The following is a 16,923-nucleotide window of genomic DNA, read 5'->3' as shown; positions in this document are numbered from 1 at the left end:
AATTACTATAGTTAAAATTTACCATTACCAGGAAGTTTCTTTGAATCGATAGTTATTGCCTACCAATGTCACTCTTGCGTCTATTAAGCCCCTTTATCAAATGCTGTTTTCTCAAAAAATAACCTTTAGGAATCACTTACTGCTTGCTATAATACTTTTTTATTTTAGTATAAAACAAGAAAAGCTTCTCAGTTTTAAGCCGTAGCTTTGAGTACATATAGTCATGTATAAACTTAAAACCGCTTGAAACTATGGAAAAAACATTTACTCCTCTTCACCTTTTCAAACAACCACTCAAAATGTATGGCATACTTGTATGTTTACTATGCCTCCACTTACCTCATAGTTTTGGGCAAACTGTTAAACTCAGAAAAATAGCTGGTCCTACAACAGGCAGTTTTATTCAGCTTAACCAACGCACAAAATATACAGAAGTAAAGCGGGAAAACAACGTGGGGCACTACTCAATGAAAGTCAGGTTTAAGGTAGCAGGAGCCACCAACAATCAATACCGGGGCTTTAAACTTAACAGCACCCCTTCTCCTATTTCGCTTTCTTTTGATGTGCAAGTATACAACGACAAAACCTTGGTATTTAGTAGCAATAATGTAAAAGTGAGCCCTGGGGCAAAAGGGGGGTATGTATATAAGGCTTCGTTTAAGGATGCCAATACATCAGCAAAAAAAATCAAAGTAAAAAACCTGAAAGCAAAGTATAACACCAACACTCGTACTACCAATAGCAACAATAGCCAACGCTTGCTTATCGACAATTACTACAAAGCCGTTACCCAATTAAACGGTTTTTTACAAAAACTGCCTTATCTAAATTATACCGATCCTGACTTGTTGGTCAATACCCAACGTTCTTTGCACGACATTCGTCAAGGGTTTGATAAGATCAATAATTATCATTTCATTACTTCTTTGAAACTTGACCAAAATGACCCAGCCAAACTTCAGCAAAAAATACGGCGTACTAACCGTTTGTTAAACGAAGGAGAGCAAAAGTTTCACGCTGCCGAACAAAAATGGCATACTTTGTATTACCGCAAGTTTGTGTCAACCAGACAACCTCGCTACCTTGATCTTGCCATTGCCAAAAACAAACACTTTGCCTTGCCTTATATAGAGAAATCATCATTGGCACTGAAAAACAACCGTCCTGAAGATGCCCTTCATCAATTGGATAGAATGTATAACAACCAAGCAGTAACCAACTCATCGTTGATAAACAATGCCACCCAAAATATGTATCAAAAAATATTTGATTATTATGTCAACCTGGGGAAAAGGCAGCGTCATTATCAAGCACAAATCAAGTATTACCAAAAGGCACAAAACATTTGCGGCAGAAGAGGGGCAAATATTTACAACTGTGACGGCAAGGCAAGGGCTTTGATTGTAGGTGCACGCACACAACATTACCAATCATATTTGAGCAAGTTCAATAACTATTTGCAACAGGCAAACTTCAGACAAGCCTATACCAGCTTGCGTGCTGCAGAAAGTTTTCAGCAAAGCTTTGGCAACCAAATCTCTGACCAACACTCTGTACTATACCAAAGGTTGTATAACCGTATTGTACAAAAGGCACAAGTACAGGTAAGAAACCAAAATTATGAGCAAGCATTGAATGAGGTAAGCTTTGCTGAACAAATAGCCCAAGAAAAAGCCAATGTACATACGACCAACACGTACCAAGAGGTAAAAACTTCAGCACACACCAATATCTACCAGCAAAAGTTTAATCGTGCTCAACAAGCTGTAGCATCAGGTGATTTTAACAACGCTGCCCAGCACTTAAAGACTGCCCATGCTTACCATCAGACTAATCAACAGTTTATTCAAAATCAGGCAGTCAAAAAACAGCAACTGGTAGAACAGTACCAAGTATTGCTCAACAAAACCGTGGCTAGAGGCAAGGGTTTCAACAACCAAAAACAATACAGCCAGGCACTGAATGACTTTCAGCTTGGGGCAAGTTTGGTGAATGATACAGGGGCACCATTGAACACCAAAAACAAGGTAAACCTAGGACTAGCTACAGCTTATACTGGACTTGCCATAAATGACAACAGTAACCAAGCTTATCAAAAATCGCTTGACAAACTAGCTTCAGCAGAAACAGCCCTGGCCTTGGTAAGTGGGCAACAGGAGCAAGTAAATCGGCTAAAAATCAAGGTAGATCAATATAAAAAAGAGGCCATTCAACGCATTATAACTACCCGTATAGATCAGGCACACGCTGAACTCAAACAAGATAAGTTACAAGAAGCAATGGCTATTTCGTCGGGAATTCTAAGTTTTACCCGTCATTACAACTACCCGTTGACAAACGACCCTACATTAAACAACAAATATGAGGTCCTAAAAAAGGCCATATTTAACAAAGAATGTGAGTTGAACCAAAAAGCCTATAATCAACTTGTACAAAAAGCCAGGGAAAACTTTGATCGAAAAGATTTTATCAAAGGTTGGCAGTTGCTTGAAGAAGCTGTAGGCAAAGCTAACGCCAACAAAGATTGTGGCATAGCCTCGCAAATAGCTCAGCAACTAAAAACTCGTTATAAAAATGCTTATCAGTATGCCCTAGACTGGAAAGAAATTAATCAATACGCACAATCAGGGCAAAAAACGATGCATCAAAAAGCAATTAAATTACACTATCAAGTAGTGAGCAATTACCAACAGTATAACCTAAAAATATTTGGCATTCAAAAACCAGATTTACAAAGCTTTTTAGAAAATCATTCTAATGTGTTATTCTGGACGTATGGGATTATTCATTTTCTTGATAAGAACAAAGATGATGACCGCGATTTTGCCACCAAATTGATTAATAAATACATTAAGATGCTGCCAAGCCGTAGCAATGTAAAGAGATTAGCCTATGAAATGGCCATGGTTGACTTTAAGCACGACCCAAACCGTTTGGCAAAAAACCAGTGCAAAGAAGCTTTTGAAGATTATGACCTGACTAGTGGCAGAACATACCGCAAAAGGGTGAAATGGATAAAAAAGTATTATTGCCGTCAATGGAACAGGTTGCGAAAAAAATAAGCTTAGTGATCTGGAAAAAATAAGATGTGCCAATTTAAGAAAATATATTGTTCTCAGACAATTCAAAAAAAACGGTGCATAGCCAAAGCTATGAGGCTTTTTTTTTGAGAAGAATGAGGGCAATAGATACACTTTAATGGCTCAAATTATTTATGAAAGATCACTTATGATAAAAAACACCCACTTGCACAAAACCAACCTTGCCTACCAAGGTTGGTTTTGTGCTTTAGATCATTATTTAAATTTATAAAAACAAGACTTGCTAAAAACGAAGGAAAGTTTGACCTTTGGCAATTTTTCAAACAAATATAGGCAGCATTTTAGCTAGAGTGCTATTGAGCAAAACCAAGATGACAGACAATAAAAAACTGACGCATATTGACCAAGATGGCAACCCGTCGATGGTAGATGTAGGTAACAAACAAACCACTGTACGGCACGCCCACGCCCGCGCTACAGTGCTACTGCCGCAAGAAGTAATGCAGCAAGTCAAAGATCAAGACATTTACACAAAAAAGGGGGCGATGTTTCAAACTGCGATCATTGCAGGCACTATGGGCGCCAAAAAAACAAGCGAGTTGATTCCTTTATGTCACCCTTTGAGTCTTGACAGCTGTAAGTTTGAAATTCAGATTCAAGGAAGCAACGAGGTAGTGATAGATTGCTTTGTGCGGGTAGAAGGTAAAACTGGGGTAGAGATGGAGGCGCTTACTGGGGCTTCGGTGGCAGCACTTACTATTTATGATATGTGTAAGGGGTTGTCACAAAACATTGTGATAAAAGATACCAAATTGATGCAAAAAACCGGTGGGAAAACAGACTTTAAGCGAAGTTAGCCTACTGATATATGTTTATTTAAAATACTGAAGCTTTTTGAATATATTTAGGCATTGTTCCTGCAATATACTCAATACAAATACTGGGTATACCACCTGGTACATCAGTACATCTAAAATTTTGGTAAAAAAATTATGTATGGATTAGTATTGGCTGGTGGGCAGAGTCGCCGCATGGGAACCGACAAAGGGGCGCTGGACTATCATGGGATGCCACAACGGCAATATTTATATGAGTTATTGCAAAACTTTTGCGAAAAAACCTACATTTCTTGCCGGGTTGAACAGGCGGGTACCTGGGAAGAAGACGTAGAGTATAACTACTTATATGATCGCTACGAAGATTTGGGACCAGTAACAGGAATTATTACAGCCCTTAAGTTTAAGCCTTACACTACTTGGTTGGTAGTAGCCTGTGATTTACCCTATTTGAATGAAGAAACCATTGATGCGTTGATCAGGCAACGTAATCCGGCAAAAATAGCCACTGCTTATGTCAACCCCAAAAATGATTTGCCTGAACCTTTGCTTACAATCTGGGAACCACAAAGTAAACCAATCATTGAAAAGTTTATCGAGGAGGATAACACCAGCCCTTTGAATATACTCAAAGAGTCGGAGGTGCACTTGATTCAAATAGCCCAACCCTTGGTACTGACCAATGCCAACCACCCCGAAGAATACAAAAAAGCCTTGGATGAACTCAAAGGCCTTTGATTCAAAAGTATTACTGTTGCTTTTCAATATTGCCGCCCATCCAAGACGATGACTTGGCGATTTGCTTAGGGTTACCCTCATATTTTATAGAGCTTCCCATCCCTGCCGACATCCTTAAAAGTTCACGGGCAAATACTTTGGCATTAGCTCCCATGCTTGTTCGAACAAAACATACATTGCTCTTGAAAGTATAAGCATCAAGCATAGAGCCCATCTTTACTTTTGCCTCAAATGTATCAGTAGTTCCACTGAGCGCCACGTCTGCTCCCGTACTTACCCTGGCCTTTAGGTCTTTGGTTTGCAGCTTTAGTGTTACATAAGCTCCTTCTATTACCACCAAATCAAAATATTTTGCTTTGATTAAATGCTGTCCGGTTAATTTTGCTCCATTTCTTACTTTCAGGGCTTTTAGGTGTTTATAGTATACTTTAATTTTGGGTTTGACAGGCGACAAGCTTTTCAAGTACTTTTGTTTTGCCAATATGCTTAACCTTCCTTTTCTTGCTTTGATTTTAATCAGCTTTTTTACCTCTTCTGAAGCACTAAATACTACTTTTTCTTTGTCTCCTTCTATAAGTTCTACCTGAATATACCCTCCTACCTTTAACCGTGTGGTATTAGAGGCATCATATTCAACATTCGTTTTATTTTGTGCATACGCGTTAGACATTGTCATCAGAAATATGGGCAAAAGTGACAAAATATACAGTATCTTATACATGGCTATTTGTATTTAATCAAATGAATAGTAATATAGCAACTAACAATCAGATACGCCTTTAGAGCTAAAGGTTGCTTGAGCATTTTATTCTGATTGCTTTTTTTTTGAAAAAAAACACCCATACTCAGTCAAGACCAAATTTAGAAGGTATATTTTCGAAATATCTTTACCCTTCTTCAGTACGGAAAAGTCACCTGGTTAAGGGCAAAAGGGGCAGAAAAACAATTTACTTATGTAGTACCTGGAGTACTCACACACTTTAATGTCAAGCAATGCCTTCTAAATATAATCAGGAAAGTATAAGTACAGAAGCAGTAGAAACTTTCTTATATATAATACACAACACAATTTGTTTCAACCTCTAACTTTTTCAAAATAAATCTACAAACACAAAAGCAAGCTTTACTTATGAAGAAACACTTACTCTTGTTTAGTTTCATTCTTACCAGTTATTGTCAAACTATAGCCCAAGTCAACACAGAGATTTATCGCCCTTCAAATCGTCAACAGGGGCTAGTAGGGCAACTTAAAGCGAGCTTGTCGCTTAACCGGGGAAATGGAAACAACGATATCTTTTCGGGGAGTATCAAAAACAGTTATGTGCGTAAACGCCACGTCATTTTCGGCATTGGCAGTTATAACTTTGGGCAAACCCGTAATGATGGTAGTACCAATGTTTTTAAACGTAAGGGTTTTTTGTATGCCAAGTATAACTATGCCATTGACAAAGACTCCGCCAGCCACTGGAGTGCTGAAGTTTTTGGTCAAAATGAGCTCAATGAATTCATTCGTTTACAAAACCGTTTACTTGGAGGCATTGGCTTTCGTTGGGACATTATTAAAAACCCTAAAGCACTTAACCTTTCGTTTGGTTCGTCAGTTATGTATGAGTTTGAAGAGATAAAGTTAGATTCCAGTGACCTGACCTACCCTTTGCAAACCAACTTTTGGCGATGGAGTAACTACCTAAGTATGACCTACTTACTAGACAACAGTAGCAATAAGACTTTTTTCAGTTTTGTTGCATATATTCAACCCGCAGTCTATGATATTAACAACAGTCAAATGTTTAACCTTACCGAAAACTATCGTATTTTGCTCAATGCTTCAGTTAGAACCAATATTAGCAAAACATTGTCATTTGGTATGACTTTTAAATACAGACATGCCAGTTTTATCCAGTCGTTTCTCGAAAACTACGACTATTCACTTAGAAGTAACCTGATTATTAACTTTTAGCCTTACTTTTAAATGTACCAAATAATCTATCGATTACAGGCTATTTTTAAACTCTAGGGCAAAGGTTTGTCTGCAAAAAACTTCTATCAAACTAGTTATTCCCCTTTTTACATCTTATATTTGCGGTTCGTTTTGGCAAACTACAAGATATTATATCAATATAGTTATGAACCCTTTATTAAAATTGGTAGAAGATGAGTATCAGGAAACTCGCAAAAATATGCCTGACTTTGGACCTGGTGACACGGTAAATGTACACGTGAAAATTAAGGAAGGTAACAAAGAGCGTATTCAGCAATTCCGCGGTACTGTGATTCAGCGCAGAAACCCTAGTTCTAATGGCGAGACTTTTACAGTTCGCAAAGTGTCTGGGGGGATAGGAGTAGAGAGAATTTTCCCATTATTGTCTCCAAATATTGACAAAATAGAGGTGGTAAGAAAGGGTAAAGTTCGCCGAGCACGTTTGTTTTATCTACGTGGAAAATCTGGTAAAGCTGCCAGAATTAAAGAGAAAAAATAAGCATTGTATTTATTATATGCTTTCAAGGAGTAGACAAAGTTGTTGTCTACTCCTTGTTTTGTTTATCCCCTTCTGGTTCTACTTATTCTACAATATTTCATCCAAAAGGTACTATCTCCTATAGTTTATTCTTCATTCATTCAGGCAGTCATACATACATACTACCCTACCCCAAGTAATTTTAACTACTCATTATTGGGCATTCGATTTTACCCAACAGGCAATAATGCATTGTAGCAGGTGGTATTTCAATCTATTCAATGACACATCAAACTTAAGTATCTCATGCAAAATCTGATTAGCTTAATACAGACAAACACCAATAAGGCCATTTATCTGATAATGGTGAGTACTATATTTATACTCATTCTTCTTTATCTACTTAAGCAATCGCTCAAAGCAAAAAACTATCAAATACTCAGGCTCAAAAACAAAAAAAACTTCAATGCAATTAAGTCTGACAGCCCCCTGAAAAATCCAACCATAGAAGGCAAACAAATTGGATTGGACAACATAGAAAAACAGTTTTCTGTTACCAAAAGAGTTGTTTTACCTTTGCTCATTATACCTTTTATATTGCTGGGTATGCTTCCTTTCATGAAGCAAATCCCAGCTACTATACTTACTTTTTTACTGGGGGTAGCCACACTTGTTTTTGGCATGCTTGCCAAACCCATCATAGAAAATGGCATCAGTGGTTTGGTACTGTCTTACTCTAAGGTAATCAATGTGGGTGATACTGTTATGGTAGACAAGTCTTATGGCACCATAGAAGACATCAACCCTTTTTACACCATCGTAAAAATGTGGAATTGGCGCAGGTATGCCATACCTAACATTCAAATGATCAAGAATAAGTTTACCAATTATTCGCTCATAGACAACTACCAATGGACTCACGTAGAGTTTTTTGTAGCGTATGAGAGCAATATTGACGAGGTAGAAAGGCTTGCTAAAAGTTGTGCCCGTCAGAGTGAGTATTTTGCTCCTCACGAAGAACCTCGTTTTTGGGTGATGGAAATGTCGAAAGAAAGCATCAAATGCTGGATAGTTGCCTGGGCAGACAACGCTACCAACTCCTGGTATTTACAAAATGACGTGCGCACTAATCTGATCAAAGCACTACAAGATAACGGGATAAAAATACACCGTAACTACCACCAGGTAGAAGAGCAAATACCTTCATTTGAGCGTATGCAGGTTCAATAATCATTGTATTATGTTTGTTATTTTAAATGATCACTTATTTTTGTTGCCTTGTATAGTACACTGAACCTATACATCAAGAACTCGCTCAGAATGAGCTCAAAGTCTTAAATTCATTTTCTAACAACTATTCACTTATGAACGTATCATTCTACAAATATCAGGGTACTGGCAATGACTTTGTCATGATTGACGACCGAGCTGCCCAGTTTCCTATTGACAATTACGAATTAATTGCTCGCCTTTGCGACCGACGGTTTGGCATAGGTGCTGACGGTTTGATTTTATTACGCAACGCTGAAGGCTACGACTTTAGAATGGTATATTTTAATGCCAACGGAAAAGAAGGTTCTATGTGTGGTAACGGAGGGAGGTGTACTGTAAAGTTTGCTCAGTTTTTAGGCATATTTGAGCACGAAACTCATTTTATAGCAGTAGATGGTCCACACGATGCCAAGGTAGAAGATGGACTGGTACACCTTAAAATGGGGGATGTACAGACAGTAGAAAACAACCTTGACCACTATTTTTTAGATACTGGATCGCCTCACTATGTACAGTTTGTCAACAACCTCCCACAGTTTGATGTGTTTGCAGAGGGCAAGTCTATTCGTTACAATGAACGTTTCAAAGAGGTGGGCACCAATGTAAACTTTGTAGAAAAGATAGGTGAGCAACATATTTTTGTAAGAACCTATGAACGTGGGGTAGAAGATGAGACCTATTCTTGTGGTACTGGAGTAACAGCTGCGGCACTTACCAGTGGTTTGCAGCAAATGAACAGCCCTATCAATATAAAAACACTTGGAGGCGATTTGCAAATTTCATTTACCAAAAAATTGGATCAGGAATTTACCAATATTTACCTCATAGGTCCTGCCGAAGCAGTATTTGAAGGAGTAGTAAGTGTATAAGCATAACAGCAAGCGCAGGCGAGTTCTTCACTTGCGCTTATTATCCTTCTACTTTTTGTGGCAAAATGATTAAGTGGTATACTCCCTTATTGTAATTATCCATTTTGATTTGTTTTGTAGGGTGCATAGTGTATTGTAAATACCTGAAAAGGCATTTTGCCCACCTTCGTGGCAAAGGAACATCTACGTGCGACAAAGTATATAAATATTGTTCAGCAGCTAACTCAGTACAAGATATTTTAATTTGTTGACTAGTAATTTTTACCTGCTTACTTTGTCTGCTTTGAAGCGCTTTTTGACTAAACTCCATTAGATTTTTGGGTTCGCTCAAACGATAAAATGCTTTTTGATAAATTACTCTATGAAGAAATATCAAAGTATGTATACTTACCAAAATGGCACTGGTGACCCACCATACCAAAGGCATAGCATATACCCACTTAACGACCATCACAAAACACGAAATACCAATACATACCCATTGTGCTTCTGAAAAACCTTTCCAATAAGGGCGGTCAGGATCACCCCTATAAAACTCAAATACATACCTACCAACAGCATACAACGACCAAAAAGCTATAAAGAAAATACCCGCAGGTGCATTTATAAGCTTGTAGAAAACACCTAAGCCACACAGAAAAAAGGCAAAACAAGCTTCAATCAACTGAATGGGTACAAATCTCACTAATGGTTTTTCACTCACATTTTTGAAACCATAAGCCGTATAAAATTTCCAATTACAAGGTTTGCCATGACAACAACCTACTGTTTGGCACCCTACCCTACCTATGACAATCATTAGTGCCAAGGCAATGGCAAACAAGTCGAGATAATGCCAATATTCGTTCGTTGAAGCGGTAACATACCACAACATAATCGCCAACACAACATTGACTACTAGACTGTACCTTAATAAAACATAGTGTTCGTACCCCAACAAGGCTTTAGAAACAAATGCCAACCCATAAAAGACAAACAATGCCACTATATATAGGCTCACACATAAGGCATAAGATAACCCTATATAATAGCACAAATACAGGTTAATTATTAGTGAAAGGGCTAAGCTTGTGTGCCCTAAAATAAAATAAACAGAAAAAGTACGACGAAGCAAACGCACTTGTTCGGGTAAACGAAAAACTCTGGCTAAGTTCATTTGCTATTGATTTTAACGCAATTTAAAAGTATATATTTTGGTAGGGTGTGCGCCAGACTTCCAAAATTTGGTGATGCGCTGTTTACCTGCATCAGGATCACATTCAATATCAAAGAGATTGATACTATAAGCCCCTGCTTGGTAAGGAATCAGAAAATGATAGTCTAAATGCGCAAACCCTTGTTTGTTCACTTCTTGCATTTTCATTTGCAAATGCATCACATAATGCGCAGGTACTTTGACCACCTTTTTTTTGCGATGAGCCGACGGAATAAGAAATAAAAACAGGTCAGCTATTACCGCCCTATCTCTCCCTGACCACTCTACCTTCAACGAAGCCTGGGTATCTGTATAAAAATGATTTTTGTAACCCTCTACACTATAGGTATGGTTCGTATCAGGAAATTGCGCCACCAGCCCAAACCTGCCTCTTTTGTCTTTACTTGCCATCACCAACATACCGTCACGTTGTTGTACCTTGCTAAACTCTGGAAACAGAATTTCTTTGCTTTTGCCTTGGTATTGATAAGTAAAATATAACTCACAATAAGTATAAGATCCAGGCTGAGCCTTGAGCCAGCCACTCAAACAACATATACACAAGATTAAATAATATTTTTTCATAGCGTATTAGAAGACTAAATTCATTTGCTATTGGTTTCAGTGCAACTTAAAAGTATATATTTTGGTAGGCTGTGCACCAACTTTCCAAAATTTGGTGATGCGCTGTTTACCTGCATCAGGGTCACTTTCAATATCAAAGAAATTGATAGTATAAGCCCCTGCTTGGTAAGGAATTAGAAAATGATAGTCTAAATGCGCAAACCCTTGTTTGTTCACTTCTTGCATTTTCATTTGCAAATGCATCACATAATGCGCAGGTACTTTGACCACCTTTTTTTTACGATGAGCTGATGGAATAAGAAATAAAAAAAAATCAGCTGTTAATGCTTTTTCATCTCCCCACTCTACATGCAAAGATTCTTCAGTATCTGTGTAAGTGTGATCTTTATAACCATCTACAACATATGTGTGGTTTGTATCAGGCAATTGTACCACCAGTCCAAACCTGCCTCTTTTGTCTTTACTTGCCATCACCAACATGCCGTCACGTTGTTGTACCTTGCTAAACTCTGGAAACAGAATTTCTTTGCTTTTGCCTTGGTATTGATAAGTAAAATATAACTCACAATAAGTATAAGATCCAGGCTGAGCCTTGAGCCAGCCACTCAAACAACATATACACAAGATTAAATAATACTTTTTCATAGCGTATTAGAAGTAAAAAAACAAGCTATTGATTTTAGCGCAACTTAAAAGTATATATTTTGGTAGGGTGTACGCCAGTTTTCCAAAATTTGGTTACGTTTTTTTTCTCACTATCCATGTCGCTTTCAAGATCAAATAGGTTGATACCATAAGCCCCTACTTGGTAAGGAATCAAAAAGTTATAGTGTAAACGTGCAAAACCTTGTTTATTCACTTCTTGCATTTTCATCTGCAAATGCATCACATAATGAGAAGACACTTTGACCACCTTTTTTTTGCGATGAGCCGACGGGATAGGAAATAAAAACAGGTCAGCGGTTACTGACTTTTCATCTCCCCACTCTACCTCCAAAGAACCCTTAGTCGTGGTATAAGAATAAGCCCTGTAACCCTCTACACTATAGGTATGGTTCTTATCAGGCAGTTGCACCACCAGTCCAAACCTACCCCTTTTGTCTTTACTCGCCATCACCACCACCCCGTCACTTTGTTGTACCTTGCTAAACTCTGGAAACAGAATTTCTTTGTTTTTGCCTTGGTATTGGTAAGTAAAAGATAGGTCACAATGGGTATAAGGGTCAGGTTGAGCGCTTACCAAGTCACTCAAACAACACATACACAAAATTAAATAATACTTTTTCATAGTTTATAATGCATCCTTAAGTCGTTCTAATAATTTTTGTACCTCTTTGATGGTTTGGTCTACCAAGTTCGGATCATAAGGCAAATGCACATGCCCAAATTTAATATCTTTCTCTTTTTGTTTGGTTTTAATCAAATGCGCCACCCTATAGGGCAATTCATTTGAGAAAAAACTACCACCAGAACCCTTCTGAGCCTTCCCTTTGATGTCTTTTATGTCAAAATCAGGCACATTGGTATTCTTTACATTTACATCCTTATGGGGCGATTTTAGCGTTTGCTTATCCGTTTTATATGATTGGTCAAAAAACACATTTTGCTTTTTATTGCCCACCAACTCATTCTTATGAATCATTTTGTCTACGGGTAAGTTGGTTTCATAAAATTGGGGTTGTCCACTCATGATAGGCTTGCCCTTTTCGGTTTGGTGGTTATTCCCTTCACTACCCGACCTGTAGTTGGCATAAAAACGTTCAATGTCTATCTCTTTTTCCCCCCCTTGGCTAAAAGTGATGATGGCATCTACTTGGTCGAGGTAAGGGGTGTAAAACTTCTCTATCATCCCTGCATTAAAATTTTTATAGTTTACCGGAAAAATCACGGCGGCCAACTCTGCCTTTTTGTCGCCACTTCCTATAGTTTTACCATCAAAGTAGAGCGCCACCGTACCAGAAATATTGCGAGAGTTTTCGGATATACGCTCAGTATCAAACGGGTCGAACCCCGAAATCAATATCTTTTTGGTAGCCTTCTCTTTCGTGAAGTTGATTTGCCCAGGCGCCATATTACGGGTTTGTTTTTCGAGCAAATCAGTATATTCGGGTAACTTTCCCTTGAGGGTGGTAGCCAGGTCGGTTTTCAATATGGTATGCATCCAAATACGCGCCCAATACAAATTCCCCTCAAACTTGATTTTTTTGGTTTTTACCCTCGCGCTGGTTTGTGTCCAAATCTGCTGTCCACATTTTTTAATTGCCTCTACCACTTCTTCGTCTTTGGTGGCATTCTTTATCTTTTTCTCAAAATCTTTGACCACCTTGGTAGTCAGTCCATCGTTCTTTAAGCCTTTTTGCACCTGAGATTTGCTCAAATCCTTTTCTTCGGGGCTAATCTGCTGCGCCTTCATAATATTCAAAGGATCGGCATTTTCTTGCTTACCATTTTTTTTACACCTTGCGATCTTCAATCCAGATGAGAGGTTTACAGGTGTTTTGGCAAAACCCTTTCCCCATTGCATCCAATGGCGCAACAAAGCCATCAAACCACGGTCGGCATCTTGTTCTAGTCCTTCAGAATTGTCAGAAGTATCTAACGAACTAGCACCCATTTGCTGACGTGCATGCATAATCTCGTGGGCAAGTATTGCCACGCCTTCGGGCTTGTCTAAAGGGTACTTGTCTATGTTGAGGTAAATGTCTTGCCCCAGGGTAAGGGCGCGCGCTTCTTTGTCTTGTAGTATTTTATTGGCTTCTGAGCCGGTGTGTAGTCTAATAGAACTCAAGCTTGCCCCTAAAAACTCCTCCAGTTGAGCCTTTAGCTCAGGAGGCAAGGAAGTAGTCGTTTTATTGGCTTTATCCAAAGGGTTAAAGTGCCCATTGGTGTTGCTAGGGTCATTTTCAAGCATTTTCTGCTCTAGCAACTCTGGCACATCTTGTATCTCACGCGTACTTATCCAATGCTTTACGGGCTTTTCTATTCTATCTGAGAGTTTTGTCAAAAAATCGTCGGTAGACTCTATATTTTGCCCCAAGTATTGCCGTAACAATGCCTCTATAGAGGTGGCTGAGTGCATCCCTAGGTCTGCGTAAAAGGCTTCTAACCAAGGGCAATCTTTAGTGCTAAACCCCACATGCTTTAGCAAGTCGTTCACCTTTACATCTACCGTTTGTTTAATACGGTCAATAAACTCAGGTTTGGTCAATTGCCAGCCCCTTGTTTTTTGTTCCCCTTCTTCAATCAGTAGTTTTGTCTGTCGCTCTTTAGACGCCTTGCCGTTGATTTGGTCTAAAGGTTTAAATTTTAACAAAGACTTGTCTTGTGAGAGTTTGGGCAAGTGCTCAGAAGAATATAAATCGTTGGTCTTAGGCTTATTTTGTTCCAACCCCTCTTTGAAGGATATATTCGATATGAATTTTTTATCGTATTCAGACATGATGGTGGTTATAAGGTTTTAATCAATTCAGTATCTCTTTGGAGCTCTAGGAGCACAGTAATTTGTTCGGGGTGAAAACCAAGCACTCCACTCATCAAGGGCTCACCAGGCAATGCATTAAGTAGGGTTATCCAACCTTCTTGCATTAATACACTTTTAGTAAATAAGAAATCCATGACTTCGTGACGTTTATAGGCATCTCTTCCTGCCATTAAAAACAAAAAAGTTTCGCCTGTAGGCAAAAACCCTTTGAAATTTTGCCCGGTAACCCCACCCAAATCAGGGTATTTTTTAGCTTTTGTAATTAGATTTAGCAAAAAATCAGGGCGAATTTGGTTCACTAATGATAATATAAGCAAAGCTCTGTCCTTTATACACAACTGATAATTATCTATAAATTTAGCGTACACAGAGCTATTAGGTTCGTGTTGAGGAGGCTTTGCTCGAAAAACATCTTTTGCTTTATAAAAGTCTTTCCAATAATTTACCTGGTCTTTTGTCTCTAAATTTTGCTTTACTAAGTCTTTCTGTTCATTATCCCATAAGTTACTCTCCACATCAAAATCTTCCCAGGTAAACTCTAAGTGGTAGTTTGGGGGGATATTCGTATAATGAATAGGCAGCCAAAAAGATTGATAAGAGCGCTCAATATATATATTGGAAAACCCTCTGGCGTTTTCATATATGCTACCTTGTACTTCTACCCAATCGCCTTGGATGCTTACTAGCTTAACCTGTTTTTGGTTAGTGACATATACTACAGGCTCAAATGCATCGTCGCCAGGTTGAGCGTATACTTTAGTGGCTTTAGCCAATACTTCTGGTGCGTATTCACTAGATTTTGTAATAATTTCTGTATCGGTAGGAGTGTTCAGAGAAATTTTTTAACATATATTGATTGGTTCATCTTCATTCTCCTTATATCTAAATTTATGGGTAAAGTTAGCGTTTCGGATTTATTTTCCCTTCTACCTGATGATTTGCTTGATAACTTAAGTCAGTCTACTGATGTAGATAAGTGGGTAAGCAAATTACCAGGCAAACTATTTATTAAGCTACTGCTATACAGCGTGTTAAACAATGAGCGTCTTAGCCTTCGGGAAATATCATCTGAGATGAGCAATCCTATATTTCAAAGTTTTTCATCTGAGATGGTCGAACAAATGGCTGGTTGGACTGGTATTCGGGAACGTTTGCGGCATATCAAGCTTCCTTTTATCGAGCAGGTATATGAACATTTTTTTGCAGAAGCTCATGCTTTATATGGAGAGAAAAAGCTTCTTGATTACCATATCAAACGTTACGACTCTACTTTGATTAAGGTATTTGGTCATTTATTACAAGGAATGAAAGTAGGTAATACATCTAAAAATAAATTTCAAGTAAAACTGACTACTGAGCACACTGATGGTTTTGGTCTCCGTGTGAGTTTCCATCAAGATCAGGCTCATTTAAGTGAAGAAACCGCCTTGCAAGAACAAATTAATCTGGGAAAACACAGTTCCCAAGATATTATAGTTTTTGATAATGGTTTGAAAGGGCGTCGTAAGTTTAAAGATTTTGATGAAGCATCTATACAGTTTGTGACCAATATAGGTAAAAAGCCCCGTTATCAGGTGAATCGTCCTCATCAGCTCCTAGATCGCCACCACCCTGATTTAGACTTTATACAAGACAGTGTTGTACAATTATTTGAGCGTGGACAACCTACCAATTCAATGGAGCATGAGTTTAGGTTGATAGAGTTTAGAGTTAAGGAAACGGGGAAGCACCTTTTTATCCTGAGCAATCTTTGGGATTTACCCGCAGAAGTGGTGGCTCAGGTTTACTTGATGAGATGGGATATAGAAGTGATTTTCAGGTTTTTAAAACAAGAAATGAACCTTACACACTTTGTTTGTAATGATCTGAATGCTATAAAAGTAATGATTTATGTAAAGCTTATTGCAGCAATGATGATCCTTATTTTTAAACAAAAAAATGCCATCAAAACATATAAAAGAGCCAAAAAACTCTTTTTGGAAGACATCTATCTTTTGATTATAGTAGAAATGATGGAAAGTCCAGACCTGAGTCAATGGTTTCTAAAAAAAGCAAAAAAAAGACTGAAAAGAGAATAGATAATATTTCTCTGAACAGCCCTATATCGGTGTGGGTGATAGAAAAAGATATTGGTTGATAAAAAAAGACTTGCTGTTTTTTGGGCTGATGGCTGATAAAAAAATCGTCTATATTTTTGTGTTTTACACATTCAAAAAAATCCCAACGATAACTCCATATTTGAGACAGCCAGGCAATGTCTTCTACTATATTGGTTATATTACTCATAGTATTACTAGCTTTGGGTAGAGGTATGAAACCAAGATAACTTCTATAAGGCAATATACAATTTGCGTCAAAAATAACAGCAAATTGAACGCTCAAAAAAGTGAATGTTAACAAAAAAAGCCAGTTTTTGTAAACGATTTCAGGTTTACAAAAACTGGCTT

The 16,923-nt window shown here is 38.1% G+C and carries 15 protein-coding genes; 8 read left to right on the top strand and 7 right to left on the bottom strand.

Annotated features, from left to right (window positions below):
• Nucleotides 1-251: 251 nt before the first annotated feature.
• The 3 genes from M23134_RS27935 to M23134_RS27925 all read left to right on the top strand — a co-directional run bounded on the left by M23134_RS27935 (nucleotide 252) and on the right by M23134_RS27925 (nucleotide 4,615).
• Nucleotides 252-3,062, top strand: coding sequence for a hypothetical protein (locus M23134_RS27935; RefSeq protein WP_002702035.1), 2,811 nt, complete (start codon nucleotides 252-254; stop codon nucleotides 3,060-3,062).
• 350 nt (nucleotides 3,063-3,412) lie between these two features.
• Entirely contained in the window at nucleotides 3,413-3,898 is a 486-nt protein-coding gene (gene moaC, locus M23134_RS27930; RefSeq protein ID WP_045114497.1) for a cyclic pyranopterin monophosphate synthase MoaC, read from the top strand.
• 135 nt (nucleotides 3,899-4,033) lie between these two features.
• Nucleotides 4,034-4,615, top strand: coding sequence for an NTP transferase domain-containing protein (locus M23134_RS27925; RefSeq protein ID WP_002702032.1), 582 nt, complete (start codon nucleotides 4,034-4,036; stop codon nucleotides 4,613-4,615).
• A gap of 10 nt (nucleotides 4,616-4,625) precedes the next feature.
• Here the strand turns inward: M23134_RS27925 and M23134_RS27920 are convergent, their stop codons facing one another.
• The gene (locus M23134_RS27920; protein WP_002702031.1) at nucleotides 4,626-5,336 is read right to left on the bottom strand and encodes a head GIN domain-containing protein; all 711 of its coding nucleotides are present in this window, start codon (nucleotides 5,334-5,336) and stop codon (nucleotides 4,626-4,628) included.
• A 408-nt stretch (nucleotides 5,337-5,744) separates the two neighbouring features.
• Here M23134_RS27920 and M23134_RS27915 point away from each other — a divergent pair, with 408 nt between their 5' ends.
• The 4 genes from M23134_RS27915 to dapF all read left to right on the top strand — a co-directional run bounded on the left by M23134_RS27915 (nucleotide 5,745) and on the right by dapF (nucleotide 9,215).
• The gene (locus M23134_RS27915) at nucleotides 5,745-6,575 is read left to right on the top strand and encodes a DUF481 domain-containing protein (protein ID WP_002702030.1); all 831 of its coding nucleotides are present in this window, start codon (nucleotides 5,745-5,747) and stop codon (nucleotides 6,573-6,575) included.
• Between the two features lie 166 nt (nucleotides 6,576-6,741).
• Nucleotides 6,742-7,095 carry a 50S ribosomal protein L19 gene (gene rplS / locus M23134_RS27910; protein WP_002702029.1) on the top strand — a complete coding sequence of 118 codons (354 nt, stop codon included), beginning with the start codon at nucleotides 6,742-6,744 and terminating at the stop codon, nucleotides 7,093-7,095.
• A 285-nt stretch (nucleotides 7,096-7,380) separates the two neighbouring features.
• Nucleotides 7,381-8,304, top strand: coding sequence for a mechanosensitive ion channel family protein (locus M23134_RS27905; protein ID WP_053337403.1), 924 nt, complete (start codon nucleotides 7,381-7,383; stop codon nucleotides 8,302-8,304).
• A gap of 134 nt (nucleotides 8,305-8,438) precedes the next feature.
• On the top strand, nucleotides 8,439-9,215 hold the full coding sequence (dapF, locus tag M23134_RS27900) for a diaminopimelate epimerase (RefSeq protein WP_002702025.1): 777 nt from the start codon (nucleotides 8,439-8,441) through the stop codon (nucleotides 9,213-9,215).
• Between the two features lie 40 nt (nucleotides 9,216-9,255).
• On the opposite strand, the gene M23134_RS27895 is transcribed toward dapF, so the two are convergent.
• Genes M23134_RS27895 through M23134_RS27870 form a run of 6 tightly spaced genes read right to left on the bottom strand, consistent with a single transcriptional unit; the run spans nucleotide 9,256 to nucleotide 15,249 of the window.
• Nucleotides 9,256-10,371 carry a prolipoprotein diacylglyceryl transferase family protein gene (locus tag M23134_RS27895; protein ID WP_002702024.1) on the bottom strand — a complete coding sequence of 372 codons (1,116 nt, stop codon included), beginning with the start codon at nucleotides 10,369-10,371 and terminating at the stop codon, nucleotides 9,256-9,258.
• 12 nt (nucleotides 10,372-10,383) lie between these two features.
• The gene (locus tag M23134_RS27890; RefSeq protein WP_002702022.1) at nucleotides 10,384-10,995 is read right to left on the bottom strand and encodes a hypothetical protein; all 612 of its coding nucleotides are present in this window, start codon (nucleotides 10,993-10,995) and stop codon (nucleotides 10,384-10,386) included.
• A 36-nt stretch (nucleotides 10,996-11,031) separates the two neighbouring features.
• Entirely contained in the window at nucleotides 11,032-11,640 is a 609-nt protein-coding gene (locus tag M23134_RS27885; RefSeq protein ID WP_002702020.1) for a hypothetical protein, read from the bottom strand.
• A gap of 34 nt (nucleotides 11,641-11,674) precedes the next feature.
• Nucleotides 11,675-12,283 (bottom strand): hypothetical protein, encoded by a 609-nt coding sequence (locus M23134_RS27880; protein ID WP_002702018.1) that lies wholly within the window; start codon nucleotides 12,281-12,283, stop codon nucleotides 11,675-11,677.
• Nucleotides 12,284-12,286: 3 nt separating this feature from the next.
• The gene (locus tag M23134_RS27875) at nucleotides 12,287-14,434 is read right to left on the bottom strand and encodes an eCIS core domain-containing protein (RefSeq protein WP_045114482.1); all 2,148 of its coding nucleotides are present in this window, start codon (nucleotides 14,432-14,434) and stop codon (nucleotides 12,287-12,289) included.
• Nucleotides 14,435-14,442: 8 nt separating this feature from the next.
• Nucleotides 14,443-15,249, bottom strand: coding sequence for a hypothetical protein (locus M23134_RS27870; RefSeq protein ID WP_002702014.1), 807 nt, complete (start codon nucleotides 15,247-15,249; stop codon nucleotides 14,443-14,445).
• A 117-nt stretch (nucleotides 15,250-15,366) separates the two neighbouring features.
• Here M23134_RS27870 and M23134_RS27865 point away from each other — a divergent pair, with 117 nt between their 5' ends.
• Nucleotides 15,367-16,554, top strand: coding sequence for an IS4 family transposase (locus M23134_RS27865; RefSeq protein ID WP_002701467.1), 1,188 nt, complete (start codon nucleotides 15,367-15,369; stop codon nucleotides 16,552-16,554).
• Nucleotides 16,555-16,923: the final 369 nt, after the last annotated feature.

The organism is Microscilla marina ATCC 23134 (genome assembly GCF_000169175.1).
Classification (GTDB): domain Bacteria; phylum Bacteroidota; class Bacteroidia; order Cytophagales; family Microscillaceae; genus Microscilla; species Microscilla marina.
Note: the sequence above shows the minus strand (reverse complement) of the source record. Positions and strands in the feature narration are given on the sequence as shown.